The sequence below is a fragment of the Adonisia turfae CCMR0081 genome (genome assembly GCF_011009555.1).
In the GTDB taxonomy this organism is placed as follows: Bacteria; Cyanobacteriota; Cyanobacteriia; order Phormidesmidales; family Phormidesmidaceae; genus Leptothoe; species Leptothoe turfae.
Map to the genome: position 1 here is coordinate 742,836 of NZ_QXHD01000003.1, position 16,832 is coordinate 759,667.

Sequence of the window (16,832 nt, forward strand, 5' to 3'; positions counted from 1 at the left end):
GTGTACCACTGCTAATTTGAGCTCCATCCAGTAATTCTAAGTTAGTAACTTTAAGCTCAACATTACCAGCCTGCCCTTGTCCACCTGTTGTAATAGCACTAGATACGCCGCTAGCAACACCAGTAAGAGGGGAACTCCCCGCGATTCGAGCGGTACCACGAATATCTAAAACAACATCTCCTCCATTGCCTATACCATCTACATCGGCACTTATTTCAGCACCATTCAAAACTTCTAAGCTACCCGCATTAATCCGTACATCTCCTCCATTAGCCATCCCAACAAGATTACTAGCATTATTAAAAGCAATAATGCTAGTAGCTCCACTAATTCTACCTATAGGATCAGGGTCTCTACCGTCAAACCGAACCGTTTCACGGACATCTAAAATTACATCACCTGCATCACCATTTCCAAAAGTATTTGTGCTGAGGACTGCACCGTTAAGAACGTCTAAATTTGTTGCACTCAGCATCACATTTCCACCCCGACCTGGAGTATTTGATGCATATTCACTTGTAGCTTGACTTGCTTGATCAAATCGAGCGTTGTCACGAATATTGAAAATAACGTTGCCTGCATTACCAAGACCGCCAAAGTTAGAAGCGGATAATATGGTGCCGCCGAGAACCTCTAAATCATTTGCCTCTATGCGGATTTCGCCAGCCTGGCCCTGGGAATCAGATTGAATATTTGCAAAGATTCCACTAAAATTTATAACAGAATCATCACTATCAAATCGAGCAGTTTCACGGATATTGAGAGTGATATTTCCAGCATTTCCTATGCCAAATGTAGAAGAGCGCAGCGTTGCACCATTGAGAAGTTCAAAATTACCGGCTTTAATATAAATATCACCAGCTTGCCCCTGGCTATTCTGTTGAACATCGTTAAAAACGCCACTATCGACACTAGTTAGAAAGTCAATTCCATCGAAGCGAGCATTTTCCTCAACCTCTAAGTGGATATTACCCGCATTACCCGTACCAACAGTTGAGGCACTAATTTGTGCTCCACTAAGTACAAGTAAGTTTTCAGCATTAATTCTTATCTCGCCACCACGTCCTTGAGACCCTGAACTAACACCGCTAATAACCCCACTAGGTTGTCTAAGAATTGGATTGGCAGACCGTCCTTCTAATAGAACGGTATCCTCAATATTGAGAGTGATATCGCTGGCTTCACCATTACCCAATAGCCTGCTATTTATCTGTGCGCCATTTAGCACCGATAGATTTCTTGCAGTAATTCTAATATCTCCAGCTGTTCCTTGCTCCCCAACGTCAATATTGTTGAAAATGCCTGATGAGAGAAAGCTACCAAGGTCTTCTAAGATGACACTTTCATCCGCTACTAGCACAATATCTCCAGTACCACGTGCACCTAATATGGTGATATCTGTATCAGTGACGGTAATATTGTTGCGTGAGTCTAAAAATATGGAACCACTATCTGGAGATATAATTCTAAGACCTAACTTGGCAAAACCTAGTCCTGTTGGGTCATTACCAATAACTTGAATATCGCCACCAGGTAGTGCCGTGTTTGGTTCATAACGATTTGTCAGCAATATGTTTCCATTTGGCTGATTACTAATATTGATACTCCCGATCTCAATGTCAGCGCTAGATGGATTAGCTGTTATGGCAGGATTAATTGGCAAAAGTAAACTATTAACAAATGAATCGAAGATCCCTTGACCTGATGGATTCTCAGCAGGGATTACACCTACAGCATCTGGTCTAAGGCCTGCTCTGATATCAATGGTTGGCTGTGCACTACCATCCACCTCAACAATTGTTCCATCAGAAAGTACGATGGTTTCTTGCAAAAAATCGACACCTGCAGTGCCTGGGTCGGGAGCTATGATAGTTGCACTCGTAAACGTTACTGAACCTCCAGCTAGAATATGTAGCGAGCTACCCCTATAACTATCAAACTCAACATCCCCAAGACTCCGAATAATGGGGTCAACCGGACTATTCAAATTACCTGGAGTATTGTCTAAATTCTCAATACGGAAATTACCACCACTAAAAAAGTAGGCGTCACCATTAACGGGTTCTGGTGAGCGTAACACCATATTGCCATAGGAAAACAACTGACTGTCTGGGTGGGTTAAGGCAACAATATCCACATGCTGGTTGCCCTGCACTAACAAATCTCCGCCTGCCAGGGCAATAAACGGATTGTTTGCCGTATCTCGAATTTTAACGATATCGGTGGCTAACAGCGAGACATCTCTCACACCAGCCACCTGAGCTGCCAGGTCCAAATTCTGGCCTGCCAGTACTAAGTCTGCGCCCGCTGTTACCTGACCACGGTTGGTGATATCGCCTGAGTTATCAGTTAGATGGTTCCAAAATAAGACGCTGGGGCTAACGGCTAGCAGCTGACTTTGCCCAGGCGTAACAGCACTAAACACACCGTCACCAACATCAACCGCTGTCGCTGTTGTTGCATAAAATGAGCCGGTCACATCTAAACTGACATCTGGCCCAAACACAATGCCATTGGGGTTAATCAAAAACAAATCAGCCGTGCCATCCACACCCAATGTGCCAAAAATGTCGGAGCGATTGTTGCCAGTCACCCGACTTAAAATTGATTCAATCTCTGCTGGATTGGCAAAGTACACTCGCTGATCGTTAGCGACCGTAAACGCATCAAAGCTGTGGAATAAATTTGGACCCCGTGCAGCACCTCCCTCAATTAAGTCTGCTAGGCTACCTTTTACCAACACGTCAGTTGAGACAACAGAACCTTCTGCCCCTAGGGTTTGATCTGGAATGAGCTGTGCCTGGATTGGCTCACTCCAAAGGGCTGCAACCGCTGCTAGCAAACAGGACCAATATAATTGAGGGCTTGACATACACGAGTCAGTAACCGGCAATAACAGAAATCTACCATGGCTTTTTGATGCCCGATGCTACGGACAGATGTCACTCAACAAAACGTTGTATGCACCTGTTGCAAGCATCTATTGTTTTTGTCATGACCATTGACTTTACGGATAATAAAGCTGTCATATGCACAAATAAACAGCGGCGATGGCAGAAACAGGCAATGGGACTTGGCTCAAATCAGCACTGAGCTTGGGCACAAGCGGAACATCATGGGTTTGTGGGCTCGTTACGATCGCAACAAAGAGTTACATCAGTAAGTTGAGGTTTTTGTGATAAAAGCACTTGTAGGGCCAACCGCACTCTATCTCTTCATTCAACGATGGCTACGTCAGCGTCAAGCCTGGCAGTGGTGGCACGATCAACAAATCGCCCGACTCCATAAACAGGCAGAATCCATTCGGGATAACTTACTACAAGAAACGTTTGCCTTTCGACGCTATTTAGAAACCACGTTAACAACTCAGCCCGATGCAAAACAAGCTGAACAATGGTTAGAACGCTTTCAACTGTTTTACGCTGACTTAGAAAAACTGAGTAATCAGCTATCTCCACCGTTTATTGCTGACAGTTTTCCTTTAGCACTACAGCTGATGATACAAAATTGGCAATGCACTCAACCCGGTCTGAGCGTAAAGCTAGAGGTTTTATCAGACTGGCCTGAACAATCCTTTAACAAGAATCAGATTATTCTCTCAGTGATTACGGGATTGATTGAATTACTGATACCTATGGAAAATTGTATGCAGCAGCTTTCCATAAGCTTAGAGCATCACCATAAGCGATACACTCTGACCTTGAAATACCCCGACTACTCGCCTACGGATGGCAAATCTTTGATAAATACCCCCGAGATAAAACATCTTAAGGAAGTTTTCCATACCTTAGTGGCAGGTCGTTTAGAGATTGTCACTGATAAATTTGGTCTCAAAGGCCAACTGCAATGGCCAGTGGATGACTAGTCGTTGATTTGAGTCGCTGAAATGGGTGCTTCATGACGTTAAATATCACGGACATCTTGCTTAAATCGGTCAAAATTACTATGCGGATACCACCATCAGCTATGGGGTTAGTCGTATGCTTTATTTTACAATCTAACTAATTTTGATAGGCCAATTATCTACGTAAACGATTGATAACTTCAAGGAGATCACTGGAACATGGCTCAAGCATCTACAAAGACATTTGTGGTAGTAGATGATCACGATTCGGTCTTAGAGGGCACATGCCGTGTATTAAAGGCTCAGTATCCGGATGCAAAGATTACGACTGCGGGTCAAGCAGATGGGGTTGAAGCTCTGATTCAGGATGTTCAGCCTGATTTGGTGGTGATGGATTTATCAATTCCTGAACGAAAAGGAGATAAAGCACAGACTGAGACGGGCTTACATTTATTGCGATCGCTACTGCAAAATCATCCTACACTCCACTTCGTCATACAAAGTGCCCATGTAAAAAGCCTGGTGCGGCTCAAGTCCATGATTGACAAACACCAAGCTGGCTTCACCATTGCCGACAAAAGTCTATCCAGTTCTGAAATGCTCATTAAAATTGACTGGGCTTTGAATGGACTCCTCTACACCCCCCCCGAAATGCGATTGGGTATCGAGGTCAAACCCGAATGGTTGCAGGTGCTACAGCTAGCATTTACCAACGGCTTAACTGACAAAGCTATTGCCAAGCAAATGAATGTGGCGGAAAGAACCGTCCGTCACTATTGGACTAGAGTGCAGGATGCCCTTGGCGTTTATCCTGATGAAGGCACCAATATTCGCATCCAAACCTACAATAAGGCCCGTCAGATGGGTCTGTTGGACTGAGTGTAGTTACCGATGAAAGTCTCCTGGTCTTCTCCTAGTTGGCAACTCAGGCTTTTGCCAGGGTTATCTATCACTGGGTTCATTGTTTTGACAAGACTACTGGGTTTGCTGCAGCCCCTAGAGTGGAAAACCTTAGATCTCAGTCTAAAATGGCGGCCTGCTGAAGCCACTGACCCACGCATTACCTTACTTGCGATTACCGAAGAAGACATTCAAACAGCCCTTGATTATCCCATCTCGGATCACACCCTGTCAGAATTTCTTGAAACTGTGCAATCCTATAGCCCTCGCGTAGTGGGTCTGGATATTTTCCGAGATCAGCCGGTGGGTGATGGCTATACAGCTTTGGCCCAAACGCTACAATCTTCCGACAATATTGTTGGCATTCACAAAATCGATCCCCGGGCCACCGTCCCACCGCCCCCATCGTTACCCGACAGTCAGGTAGGGTTTGCCGATGCCCTCGTCGATCAAGATGGTTTCTTAAGACGGAGCCTTTTAGGGGCAGCCGACAAAGCGGGAAACTATCAATTTTCATTCACCATTCAGTTGGTGTCCTCCTATTTGGCTAACGATGGCCTCAGCGTCGAGAATGGCATGCGCGATCCTGAAACCATGCGATTTGGATCAACAGAAATTCCTCGCTTTCAGAGCAACACAGGGGGCTATATTCGTGCCGATCGAGGGGGGAATCAAACCTTAATCAATTTTCGAGCGGGGACTCAACCGTTTGAAAAAATCACCTATAAAGCCTTGATGGCGGGTCAGGTAGAAGCAACGCTAATACAAGATCGCCTGGTGCTCATTGGCTACACGGCAGAAAGTGTGAAGGACTTTGTCAGCTCAGCGGCCATTGCGGGGGTAACCCCCAGCCTGGTGCCTGGTATGGATGCTCAGGCCCATGCAGTTAGCCAAATTTTGAGTGCCGTCATCGACGGTCGACCTTTTTTGCGTGGGATGCCAGATGGGATTGAATATCTTTTAATTTTGGGCAGTGGCTTAGGCGGTATGATTCTGGCCCAATGGGAACGGAAACCAGCCGTGCATTTTCTGGTGATTATCGTCATCAGCGGCGTTATTTTACTCGTCAGCTACGGGCTGCTGCTGACGAGCTGGTGGCTGCCCGTTGTCCCCGTCGTGGCTGCATTTTTATTGAATGCGGCTGTACTGTACCCGTTTTATCAAGCCCAGGCTCAGTTGCGATCGCAACTCAACGATCGTCAAAAGCTGATTAACCAAACCTACAACACCATTCACAATGGCCCCCTGCAAACCCTGGCCAAAATGATCAGCACCTGGCCAGAAAGCCAGCCAGCCCCAGACGCCCTACGCCCTGAGCTACACACCCTGAATCGGGAACTGCGCGACATCTATGACACCATGCGTCAGGAAATATTGTTGCCCACAGGCCAGCTGGTATTAACCGGGCAGCAATCCATTGATTTGCAAATGCCCTTAGACGAGCTACTGCGCGAAGCATACCAAATCACCCTAGAGCGCCATCGAGAGTTTTTTGAACCCATACTGAAAATTGTTGCCTTTGAACCCCTGGACGATCAGCAGTTGAGTATTGATCAAAAACGAAATTTGGGACGCTTTTTAGAAGAAGCCTTGATCAACATTCAGAAATACGCTCACGGTACAACCCGACTCACCATCGACTGTCGTCAAAAGGATGGCAACAATGTTATTCGCGTCCTCGATAATGGGAGCGGCCTTAAACCGTCTGCACCCAAGACGTTAGGAGGGTATGGCACTAAACAAGCAGAAACCTTAGCCCGTAGTCTCAATGGCACATTCAACCGCACCCACCACAAACCTAAGGGTGTTTGCTGTGAGCTGCACTGGCCTATTTATCGGCCTCTTTGGCAACGATGGTTGCCTTAAGTAGCCGATAGTTGCATATTTCTGCCACGAAGTTAGACAAACTTGGCAACGAATTTGTCTGGTTTCTTGCATGTGTCTGGTCAGCAGCTTCCGTACAGTAAAGTCAACGACGTAAGGAAGTTAAGGCCATGCAAATCGACAGTTTAAGTGATCTAATTCAAAAAGGATTTTTACTCCTGTTAAACTTTGTGGATGACATTGCAATTTTTACACTGACTCGTTTAGGTTGGCAGTGGGTTTGGTTAGAGTGGTTAAGTACAGCTTTGCTAATCATTACCCTGGTGTATTGGAGTATCCGTCTCTGGAAATACTGCAAACATCTTCAACGTCAGCACTGTGTGCCCAGAGTTGAAATCGTTTAGTTGCTTAGGTCAGTTCATCTACGACTATGATTGCGCCCCAATATCGTTCTGCATTGCTAAGGTTTACGTCGTTTTTTATCCTTAGTAGTTGGTATTTATCACCTGTAAGCGATGGGGCTCCGCAATTTAACACCGTAGAAACCGATACTTATCATCACGCTCAAGCTGAATTCACACCGCCTGATGATGCTGACATCGACAGGGATTCCATTATTACCTCCACTGGCACGTATTTTCGTCCCCCTACGGATCCAACGCCCACATCGGCTCCCCGCACGTCTACAGGCACTCGTCGTGGCGGCTGCTTAGGTCCCACGGCCACAGCATTTACCATCTTTGGACCCAATACTCCCGATACAATTTTGGGTCGTACTACATCTGAGTCTCCTGTATTTGTCTGGCATCTACCTGAAATCGACGCAACGTTTCCAATTATTTTTCGCCTGTTGGCCCCAGATGAGAACGATATTCCCATTCCCATCTATGAGAGCAGCCTCACCTATAGTGCTGGGTTTATGACCCATCAGCTACCTCCCTCGGTAGCTACGTTATCAACGGGTGTGGAATATCGTTGGCAGGTGATTATTGAGTGTAATCCTGAGTATCCAGCCCAAGCGATGCTACAGGAGCTGTCGTTTGAGGTGGTCCCTGATACTGTTGAGCTCTCTCAGGCATTGGCAACCGCTACTACAGCGACTGAAAGAGCCGTAGCCTATGGACAGGCTGGGGTTTGGTACGATGCGATCGCACAGGTTGCCCAAGCAACAAGCTTAGGCGAACAAGAAACCCGCAGCGGTCTGCTCACCGACTTAGCCATGTCCCTGCCACCAGAGTCAGATCAGATCCGTCAAGACATTTTAGAAATCGTCGTAGCGACTGCACCTTAAAGCCAGCTTTTGCCTTAAAGCCAGCTTTTTAAAACCAGCCCTTAAAGCCAATTACCAATCAAGATAAACGGAGCCCAACGGTAGGGGTGGGCTTTCAAAATATCGCCTGACTTTAACATGGCTATCTGGGCCTGTTGCAAAGCCTCAGCCTTAGTTAATGCTGGCTGTTGCAACTGATCGTAAAACATCGAAACAATCTCAGGGGTGGAATCATCACTGACGGCCCATAGGGTGGCCACCGCACTACGAACACCGGCCCGCACCGCAACACCGGCCAGCCCTAACGTAGACCGATTGCCGCCAATAGCCGTATCGCAGGCTGTGAGGGTCAATAATTCAATGGGCTCTCGGGTCGGGTCATTAACATTCCGAATCAACTGATCCAATTGTCCAATGGTGAGAGTCTCGTTGTACTGCTCCGTTGCATCCTTAGCGCCTACCACTACGAAGTTATCTTCCGGTGCAAAGCCAAAGGTACCGTGGGTAGCCATATGCAAGATCCGGTAATCGTCTGCGACTAATGCCGCCTGCAAAGTATCGATAGAAAAATTATCGTTTAATAACGTTTTTGTATTGGGTAGCTGCTTAGAGAGTAAGTCCAGCTCTCGCTCTACGGCAGGTAAGGCAGCAAAGGGTCGCTGGGGCACTTCAGAGGGTTCACTCACCCCCACCAGTAAGGCGTTTAACCCACGGCGTTCTAATTTTTCTGGTGTAGTCAGGGTCAAACTCGGGGTTGTCGCCACTGCAAACTTTTCAATCAAAAACTGACTGCCGTCGTATAAGGCAGCCATCGGCACACTACGCAGCAGTCCATCATTGACAAAGACCAGGGTTTTTACATCTGCCAAATCTGTCTCAAACGGTTGAACTAGCCACTGATACAGCTGCTGGGCTGGCTCGGTATTAAAGCTATAGTCCCGTGCCCCCAGTTCTAAGCTACGGCGAAATTCATTGACCTGATCTTCGACCACAGCTGAAGCAACTGGAATTTGCACAATTTCTCGGGCTCCTCCCGGAAGACTCATGATCACCGTGAGCTGATCATCAGATAGTGCGGTGCTCACAACCCCCGTTGCATGGCTCTGGCCCACGGCATCAGCTCGCACTTCGGCAGGCACAATCACACAGTCATTGGCAAAGTAACTCTGTAGCTCCGCCACCTTGAGAGAATCTAGCGTGGTCAATACCTTTTCTAACTCTGCAAAGGCAACGTCATCCTGATTTAGGGTGACTGCTTTAGGAACACTTTCCAGACTTAGAGCAGCATACTGCCGATAGATCGGCTCTACCGTATCTCGAAAATCAAACTGTAGATCGCGATTGGCATTCAAGATATCACTACGGATTTCTTCTAATAATGCAACGGCCTGACTGTAAGATTGTTCTGCTTCACGTTGCTGGTCTAATTCGGTGTAGATTCGACCTAACTGCCATTCCCAAAGATACAGGCTATCTTGGGCAGCCCGATCTTGATCCGCCGCTAGACGGGCCTGTTGAGTTTTTGCGATCGCAGCTTCATAGCGTTTAGCCCGTTCATCTAAGGTACCTAGTTTCCCCAAGGCAAATGATGTAATTCTGGGGTTCTCAGTTGCTTTGCCAATGGCTAAGGCCTGTTCCAACAGTGCCGTAGCCTCCTTCTCGGTCACCGCAGAAAGCGGTTCACGGCTTAAAATTGCCTGGGACTGACGTACAGTTAACGGATCTAACAAGTCAGCGAGTCTAATGGCTGCAAATGCCTTTGCTTTTGAATCGGGCAACTGCTTGAGACTCGATAGCGCCAACTGACGATAGCGGTCAACGGCATGGTTATCCTCCGCCCTTTCATAGGCTGAAATCAGGTTCAGCAACGTCAATAACTCTGTTGCGCTTCGCTGTTGCCCAGTGGCTAGCCCATAGCTTTCTTCAAAATAAGCAATGGCTTGGCCGTTGAAATCGTCAGCTTTAGCCCTTAATACAGCGATACTTCGTTTTGTAGCTTTGCGCTCTGTCGCTTCCTCTGCTCGGCGATAATTTACCAAAGCCAGGTTCACATAGGTATTCCCTAAACTGTTAAGCAGTGATGCCTCTAATGATGGTTCACCCATCTCACGGCTCAAGGCATATCCTTGCGTGAGGTAGGTTTGTGCAGCCTCTGTATTGCCACTCGAACGATAGGCTTCGCCTAAACTCCCCAAAGCTGTAATTTGACCAAGACCATCCTCTAATGCAATGGCTATCTGGAGCGCACTGCCAGTTTTACAATCTCCCTGGTTAAAGGCAGTGCCACAGAGTAAGGAAATCGCTCGGCGGTGTTGACCCAAACGGCTATGGGCCTGGGCTTGTTCAGTGATTAAGCGACCTAATTTCTGGCGATCCCCAAGGGTTTGAACGGTATCAATGGCCTGTTGCCAATGGCTAATTTCTGCCGATGTGCGGCCCATTTGTTGATAAGCCCGTGCCAGGTTCTCGTTAACAATGGCTAAGGCGGGTAAGTCTTGCGTAGTTGCATAGGCCTTGTGGGCCGCAAGCCAAGGGTCAATGGCTGCCCTAAAGTGACCAGCTTGATAGTAGTCAACCCCCGTTTGCACCAGCTGACGTGCATCCGTTGCCTGGGCAATGGGGGCAGCTCTCGTAAACGGATGCCCTAGCCACAGGGCCACGCACAAGCTCAACGCACATAGCCCTATATAGACACGATGGATAGATAACCGTAAACCAGAGCAACGCATTTAAACAGCTGGGGATAAAAGGCAAAAGCGAGTTTGTTATTCAGGGTATCAGATGTCTTTTGGGCATGGGCGTGACGGGACATTTTTGCAATACGTCGTTATGATTCTCCAGATATATGGCTGTATGTCACCTTAAGGAACTACACAAAAATAAAGACCCAGGTTGGGGCTGGAGATGGGTGGATGAGTGATAATTTTCCCTTAAACACCTGAGGGCTCTACCGACTAATTAATGGGGCATCATAACAATCAGTATCGACAAGAAACATAGCCACATCTCCTGTTGATATTTCTGCATAAACAACACAGCACAGTGCAATCATGCCAGCAATCATGATAAGAGCTGGCATGATTTTTTTAACCTTATTTTCTCTCATGGGTAAGGCCGGGGAAGCAACCAATGAGAATGAGTTATCTCATTGCTATGTAGCAACGATAGAAGTATTGAAACCCCTAGTCAGCTCAGGATCCTGAAACGATGGCTGTTCAAAACAGAAGCGTTCCTGGCATAAATCGGCAATGTTCAGATAAGTTCCGTGAGATAAATTCCGTGGCATCTGAGCATGACAGATTCGCTTGGGAGCTGCTTGCACTGTTAACCACAATCCAGATCCCCCCTTAATAGAGGTATTACATCAATTTTTTCAACAATAGTAGGCCCCTAAATAGTTCATATCTTGCGAATATCGTATGATATGCAACGATTCATCTTGCTTAGTACGGACAAATACGGTTGTGCATAGCCCTCCCATAGTATTCGCCATCTTTAGCTGTCTAGCCATTACAAGTTACGGCATGCCGGTTACCGCACAGACGGTTGCCCCTGCACAGCCTGCACCTCCACCCAATATTCCATCTCCCGAAGAGCAATCACTACCGTCTCCAGAGACGATTCCAGAAGAGGTTCCATCGTCTCCAGAAGAGGTTCAAATAGAAATTGAACAGCCATCTGTCAATCCGCCAAATGTCTTAAATTTAGATGTCTGTCCACCCTTAGCTGAGACCTCAGAACTGTCGTTTCTGGCGACTGAAATTAGGGTGGTTGGTAATACGGTACTAGCAGACCAAATTGCTAAGCAGGTGGATTGTTATTTGGGTCAAGAGATTCGATTGTCGGATTTGTTTAATTTGCGATCGCGAATCACCAAACTTTACCTGGACGAAGGCTATATTACGTCTGGCGCATTTGTCCCCAACAATCAGGACTTGACCAACGGTAGTGTCGAGATTCAGGTGATTGAAGGAGAAATCGAAGAACTCCAGATCAATGGCTTAGATCGTTTACGGAAGGGTTATGTGAGCGATCGTCTAGCCCGTGCCATGGAATCACCTTTTAGACAACAAGATTTAGAGAGAGGGCTACAGTTACTCCAGGTTGACCCGATGCTACAGCGGGTTAATGCAGAATTAACAGCGGGCAATGGTCCTGGCAAAAGCTTGTTAATTTTAGATTTAGAAGAAGCTGACACATTTGGTCTCTCTTTCGCTGGCGATAACTATCGTTCTCCCAGCATTGGCTCTGAAGGTATTAATGTAGGACTGTCTGTTAGTCATCCGTTGGGTATTGGCGATCGCTTCAATGCTAGCTATGGCAGGACAGAAGGTCTTGACCTATATGATGTGAGCTATTCTGTTCCGGTGAATGCCCAGGACGGTACGCTGCGCCTGAGGGCCAGCAACAGCGATAGCCGCATTGTGCAGGATGCCTTCCGCGATATCGACATTCGCAGTGAAACCACAACATTATCCGCTGGATTTCGTCAGCCCCTGGTGCGTACGCCGTCAGAAGAGTTTGCGCTGGGCTTAGATTTTGATTGGAAACGTAGTCGCAGTTTTATTCTTGACGACATTCCATTTTCATTCTCCCTGGGTCCTGAAGATGGGCGATCTCAGGTCAGTGCGGTTCGATTTTATCAAGACTGGGTGAAACGCAGTCAGTCTCAGGTATTAGCAGCCCGCTCTCAATTTAGTGTGGGGTTAGACTTGTTTGATGCCACCGTCAATGATTCTGGCATTGATGGTCGTTTCTTTATTTGGCTAGGCCAGTTTCAGTGGATTAAGCAGGTGTCTCCTCGATTTTTGATGCTGACCCGGGTCGGTGCTCAACTGACACCAGATGCTCTATTACCCATTGAGCGTTTTAGCTTAGGCGGCATTAGCACCATACGCGGCTACAGCCAAAACCAAATTGTCACTGATAATGCCATTACCAGTTCGATTGAGCTGCGGATTCCGATCACCAAAGACCCAAATAAGGTGCAACTGACGCCTTTCTTTGAAGCTGGAGTGGGCTGGAACAATGAAATCCCCGATCCCGATCCCGCCTTTCTGGCTAGTTTGGGGTTAGGGGTGCGTTGGGCCGTCAGTCCCTGGCTATCCATGCGGCTTGACTATGGTATTCCCCTAGTGGATGTGGATAATACAGGCGATTCACTACAAGAAGATGGCCTATATTTCTTGTTGGACTATAGACCTCAGTTTTAGGCCTGAGTTTCAGGTCTGAGTCTTAAGAAAAAAGAGATTATATTTGTGCAACCGCCATCACGACTAGTCCGTCAACACACCCATCAGGAATGTGACCAAGTCCTCTGAGGCGATCTGTTGAATTATCTTGTGATCAACAATGTCAAATTTTGCACCTTTCTCTCGAAGATTGTTGTCTAGGGTCACTAAAAACCCTTTAGTAATGTAGTCATCCCCCACTTGAACCCAGCCAATGCCCAGCTCATTGTTGTGGTCAAGCTTTTGGGAGGCGGCTACGATTTGTTTTGCGATCGCAAGCCGATCCGTGGGTTCATTGTCCATCAGAATCAAAACAATCTCACCATTTGCAGGCTGCTGACCCGCCGCCTTCTCATCAAAATACCGATCAAACACCGTCTGTAAGACTGGAGCCAACGCCACCTGCTCTGGCATGGGGGCCGAATCCATCAGGGACTGAAAGTTCTCAACATTTACATTTTGGTGGGCCTGAAAAGTATCGCCTGTACCTCGATACACCGTTAATCCATTGGGTGCTAGTCTGTGACACTGTGCAGCAATCTCTAAAACCTGGGGGCGAGCCTGTTGCCATCGCTGGTCAAATCCAGGGGTCATACCCAGACGCTTTAACTGAGTAGGGGCATAGATCAATGTGTAATTACGGTTTTGTAACTGTGCAGGCAGGCTAGTACTGGTCTGTACCATCGTCAGGATCCTTATAATAAATAGTATTCCGTATAGTGTTCCGTACCCTGATTAGGGTGCCCCTGAGTTCAAATTCTGATATCCAAGTATCTGAGAGTGATCACACAACGGTATTACCGCAGCCAGTTATCCACCGTCAATGCCCAGCGCTCATGGTCGCGCCACTCTCCATTGATTTTTAGATATTGGCGTGAGAATCCCTCATGGGCAAATCCCAATCGTTTGATCAACTTAATAGACGCTGTGTTGCCCGGTTGAATATTCGCTTCGATACGGTGAAGCTTCAGGGAATTAAAGGCATGGTTAAGCACCAGCTTTACCCCCTCAGTCATCAATCCCTGACCCGCGTAGTCCACATTGCCGTAATAGCCCAGATAGGCATTTTGAAAGCTGCCGTAAAAAATCTGGCTTAAGTTGGCCACCCCTACCAAGCGATGGTCAACGGCATGCCAGATCAGCATGCCTTCAAAGGGCTCCGTGTGACAGCGATGGATATAGCGCCTACATCCTTCCTCATTTTTGGCCGGTTCCGCCCAAGGAGAATGGTAGTCAGCACTACGCTGATGTAGATCGAGCAGCGTTGACCAATCATCATCGACCGGGGACCGAATATAAACACGAGGAAGCATGGTTTGAGTTAGCGAGTTCACATAGTCAATGCTTTTCTAACATCCGCCATAAACTTTGACTCGCTCTCGGCCACGCCATCAGACTCCAACAGTTCTTGCAAAGCATCCATGGCCGTTTGCCTAAAGTCTCCCTCCCCTAGACGCTGAGCAATGTCTTGCAAAAATGCAGCCAATTCCGAGGCATCGTCAATCACCGAGCGCACCCTAGGCACGGCTCTTTGCAGATAGCTACTGAGGGAAATACCGGACTCCCAGGTTAGCTTGTGAAACTCCTCATCCAAAAAGTCTTGCTCATCAATGGACAGCTTAGAGTCTGAGTACATGCCTAGCAGACATAAATCGACCATGGCCTCCCGCTGCATCTGGTTAACACTAATGGATTGCCGATTGAATAACTTTTGAAGTAAAGCTCGCATCACATCCTCCGAAGTTACCTGTAGACGCTGAGATCATTCCCAAAGTTAGTACTTCAAACTCAGATGCAAAATTTCGTACAAACGGAAGTTGATTAAGCCTCGACCAACACGTTTACCCGTTCCCCTGTGAGGCTAAAGGCCCGCACTTCGGTAATGTTTACTTCGATAATTTTGCCCTTGAGTTCATTGATATCCCCCCCACAGAATGTCAGACGATTGGTGCGAGTTCGACCCATGACCTGGTGGGGATTTTTGGGGTTTACATCTTCAATCAGTACCCGTTCAATCCGATTTGCATACCGATGGGACCGCTCAGCCGCTTTGATGGAGACCAGATGATTCAGCCGTTGCAGTCGATCGCTCTTAGTGGCTTCGTCTAGCTGGCTCTCCCATAGGGCGGCTGGCGTATTGGGGCGAGGGGAATAGGCAGCCGTATTTAGCTGGTCAAAGCCGATGTCCTCCACCAGTTTTAGGGTGTTTTGAAACTGCCCCTCGGTTTCCCCGGGGAAACCCACAATGGCATCGGCGCTGATGGCCGCATCTGGCACGTAGCGACGCACCGTGTCGATAATGCGGCGATATTTCTCCTGGGTGTAGCCCCGTGCCATGGCTTTGAGTACATCGTTATCACCGGACTGGAAAGGAATATGGAAATGTTCACATACCTTGGGCAGCTCAGCACAGGCCTTAATTAAACGCTCTGTAAAATAGCGGGGATGGCTGGTGGCAAAGCGAATCCGCTCAATGCCGGGGACATCATGGACGTAGTAAAGCAAGTCTGTGAGGGTATTCTGACGGCGGCCCTCAGGGGTAATACCGGGCAAGTCACGGCCATAGGCGTCAATATTTTGGCCCAGCAACGTTACCTCGGTGTAGCCTTGCTGACCCAGCAGCTCCATTTCAGCTCGGATAGCCTCAGGGGTGCGGGACTGCTCAATGCCACGCACACCGGGTACTACACAGTAGGTGCAGCGTTCGTTACAGCCATAGATGACATTTACCCAAGCACTAATTTTGCTATCGCGTCGGGGCTTGGTGATGTCTTCCATAATGTGGACCGGCTCGGTAGCCACCACCTGATTACCGCTAAAGACCTGCTCCAATAAGTCACTCAGACGGTTGGCATGCTGCGGCCCCATCACCAGGTCCAGCTCAGGGACGCGACGCAGCAGCGCTTCCCCCTCTTGCTGAGCCACACAACCCGCCACAATCAGTGTCACATTGGGGTCTGACTGCTTACGCTTTGCCTGCTTACCCAGGTAGGAATACACCTTCTGCTCGGCATTGTCACGAATGGTGCAGGTGTTGTACAGCACCACATCCGCTTCCAATGGGTTTTCTGTCCAGTTCATCCCCATGTCATCGAGGATGCCAGCCATGCGCTCAGAGTCGGCCTTATTCATCTGGCAACCAAACGTAGTGATGTGATAACGACGCTTATCCATGGGGTCTATTCAAGAAAATACTGGAATTCAGGCAAAAATTTTGACCAATAGCCTATTGTGCCACAGCTACGGCTCCACTGCGGCGACTGTCTCCGGCACCGTGCAGCACACCATTTTCATCCAGACCCACGGCATGGACTCCCCCAAAAAACATGTTCTGAGCCTGCCACCAGAGTGGTTTAGCATCGCCAATAATTGGGGTTAGCAGCGCTTGATTAAATCCTGGCTCCAGGTGAAATACATCATTTTCCCAATGGATACGGGGAGCAGCTACGGCGGCTTCTAGGGGCATCTGAAAGTCCACCAGATTGGAAATCACTTGCAGAATAGCGGTGCGGATGCGGTTGGAGCCGCCAGACCCTAACACTAAATAAGGATGTCCGTCGCGCAGCACCATGGTGGGGGCCATCATGGACGACATGCGTTGGTCAGGCGTCCACTGGTGAAAGCCATGGGGATTGAGGTCTTCTTCGCCCAGCATGTTGTTGACCATAATGCCGGTACCCGGCAGCACATAGGAGGAGCCCTCACCATTAGACGTGGTCACACTGGCGGCGTTGCCCTCATCGTCAATCACACTGAGGTGGGT

14 protein-coding genes are annotated in these 16,832 nt (G+C 48.0%); 6 read left to right on the top strand and 8 right to left on the bottom strand.

Going from position 1 to position 16,832, the window contains the following annotated elements; genetic code table 11:
- Positions 1-2,872: two-partner secretion domain-containing protein (locus DXZ20_RS03925; protein ID WP_250565587.1), on the bottom strand; the 2,872-nt coding region annotated here is incomplete at its 3' end.
- 303 nt (positions 2,873-3,175) lie between these two features.
- Between DXZ20_RS03925 and DXZ20_RS03930 the strand changes: the two genes are divergently transcribed.
- The 5 genes from DXZ20_RS03930 to DXZ20_RS03950 all read left to right on the top strand — a co-directional run bounded on the left by DXZ20_RS03930 (position 3,176) and on the right by DXZ20_RS03950 (position 7,859).
- Positions 3,176-3,865, top strand: a complete 690-nt coding sequence (locus tag DXZ20_RS03930; RefSeq protein ID WP_163696518.1) for a hypothetical protein — start codon at positions 3,176-3,178, stop codon at positions 3,863-3,865.
- A gap of 198 nt (positions 3,866-4,063) precedes the next feature.
- On the top strand, positions 4,064-4,723 hold the full coding sequence (locus DXZ20_RS03935) for a response regulator transcription factor (RefSeq protein ID WP_163696520.1): 660 nt from the start codon (positions 4,064-4,066) through the stop codon (positions 4,721-4,723).
- A gap of 12 nt (positions 4,724-4,735) precedes the next feature.
- Entirely contained in the window at positions 4,736-6,610 is a 1,875-nt protein-coding gene (locus DXZ20_RS03940; protein WP_163696522.1) for a CHASE2 domain-containing protein, read from the top strand.
- 128 nt (positions 6,611-6,738) lie between these two features.
- Complete coding sequence (locus tag DXZ20_RS03945) at positions 6,739-6,972, top strand: hypothetical protein (RefSeq protein WP_163671332.1); 234 nt, start codon at positions 6,739-6,741, stop codon at positions 6,970-6,972.
- 26 nt (positions 6,973-6,998) lie between these two features.
- Entirely contained in the window at positions 6,999-7,859 is an 861-nt protein-coding gene (locus DXZ20_RS03950) for a DUF928 domain-containing protein (RefSeq protein ID WP_163696524.1), read from the top strand.
- 41 nt (positions 7,860-7,900) lie between these two features.
- Here DXZ20_RS03950 and DXZ20_RS03955 read toward each other — a convergent pair whose 3' ends face one another.
- Together DXZ20_RS03955 and DXZ20_RS03960 are read right to left on the bottom strand one after the other, a co-directional pair.
- Positions 7,901-10,498 (bottom strand): CHAT domain-containing protein, encoded by a 2,598-nt coding sequence (locus DXZ20_RS03955; RefSeq protein ID WP_163696526.1) that lies wholly within the window; start codon positions 10,496-10,498, stop codon positions 7,901-7,903.
- Between the two features lie 287 nt (positions 10,499-10,785).
- Positions 10,786-10,944, bottom strand: coding sequence for a hypothetical protein (locus tag DXZ20_RS03960; RefSeq protein WP_163696528.1), 159 nt, complete (start codon positions 10,942-10,944; stop codon positions 10,786-10,788).
- 418 nt (positions 10,945-11,362) lie between these two features.
- Between DXZ20_RS03960 and DXZ20_RS03965 the strand changes: the two genes are divergently transcribed.
- Positions 11,363-13,051: a ShlB/FhaC/HecB family hemolysin secretion/activation protein gene (locus DXZ20_RS03965; RefSeq protein WP_250565588.1), complete on the top strand. Its 1,689-nt coding sequence runs from the start codon at positions 11,363-11,365 to the stop codon at positions 13,049-13,051.
- Positions 13,052-13,114: 63 nt separating this feature from the next.
- Here the strand turns inward: DXZ20_RS03965 and DXZ20_RS03970 are convergent, their stop codons facing one another.
- From DXZ20_RS03970 to DXZ20_RS03990, 5 genes are all read right to left on the bottom strand, one after another.
- Positions 13,115-13,753, bottom strand: a complete 639-nt coding sequence (locus tag DXZ20_RS03970; RefSeq protein ID WP_163696531.1) for a vWA domain-containing protein — start codon at positions 13,751-13,753, stop codon at positions 13,115-13,117.
- 113 nt (positions 13,754-13,866) lie between these two features.
- Positions 13,867-14,382, bottom strand: a complete 516-nt coding sequence (locus DXZ20_RS03975; protein ID WP_163696533.1) for a GNAT family N-acetyltransferase — start codon at positions 14,380-14,382, stop codon at positions 13,867-13,869.
- 17 nt (positions 14,383-14,399) lie between these two features.
- Positions 14,400-14,798 carry a hypothetical protein gene (locus tag DXZ20_RS03980; protein ID WP_163696535.1) on the bottom strand — a complete coding sequence of 133 codons (399 nt, stop codon included), beginning with the start codon at positions 14,796-14,798 and terminating at the stop codon, positions 14,400-14,402.
- A 92-nt stretch (positions 14,799-14,890) separates the two neighbouring features.
- The gene (miaB, locus tag DXZ20_RS03985) at positions 14,891-16,243 is read right to left on the bottom strand and encodes a tRNA (N6-isopentenyl adenosine(37)-C2)-methylthiotransferase MiaB (RefSeq protein WP_163696536.1); all 1,353 of its coding nucleotides are present in this window, start codon (positions 16,241-16,243) and stop codon (positions 14,891-14,893) included.
- Positions 16,244-16,295: 52 nt separating this feature from the next.
- Positions 16,296-16,832: gamma-glutamyltransferase (locus tag DXZ20_RS03990; protein WP_250565589.1), on the bottom strand; the 537-nt coding region annotated here is incomplete at its 5' end.

Bases quoted from the DNA above. Each gene is read 5' to 3' on its own strand.
- DXZ20_RS03945 (WP_163671332.1), top strand. From the start codon at position 6,739: ATGCAAATCGACAGTTTAAGTGATCTAATTCAAAAAGGATTTTTACTC.
- DXZ20_RS03980 (WP_163696535.1), bottom strand. From the start codon at position 14,798: ATGCGAGCTTTACTTCAAAAGTTATTCAATCGGCAATCCATTAGTGTT.
- DXZ20_RS03950 (WP_163696524.1), top strand. From the start codon at position 6,999: ATGATTGCGCCCCAATATCGTTCTGCATTGCTAAGGTTTACGTCGTTT.
- miaB (WP_163696536.1), bottom strand. From the start codon at position 16,243: ATGGATAAGCGTCGTTATCACATCACTACGTTTGGTTGCCAGATGAAT.
- DXZ20_RS03960 (WP_163696528.1), bottom strand. From the start codon at position 10,944: ATGAGAGAAAATAAGGTTAAAAAAATCATGCCAGCTCTTATCATGATT.
- DXZ20_RS03975 (WP_163696533.1), bottom strand. From the start codon at position 14,382: ATGCTTCCTCGTGTTTATATTCGGTCCCCGGTCGATGATGATTGGTCA.
- DXZ20_RS03940 (WP_163696522.1), top strand. From the start codon at position 4,736: ATGAAAGTCTCCTGGTCTTCTCCTAGTTGGCAACTCAGGCTTTTGCCA.
- DXZ20_RS03970 (WP_163696531.1), bottom strand. From the start codon at position 13,753: ATGGTACAGACCAGTACTAGCCTGCCTGCACAGTTACAAAACCGTAAT.
- DXZ20_RS03965 (WP_250565588.1), top strand. From the start codon at position 11,363: ATGCCGGTTACCGCACAGACGGTTGCCCCTGCACAGCCTGCACCTCCA.
- DXZ20_RS03935 (WP_163696520.1), top strand. From the start codon at position 4,064: ATGGCTCAAGCATCTACAAAGACATTTGTGGTAGTAGATGATCACGAT.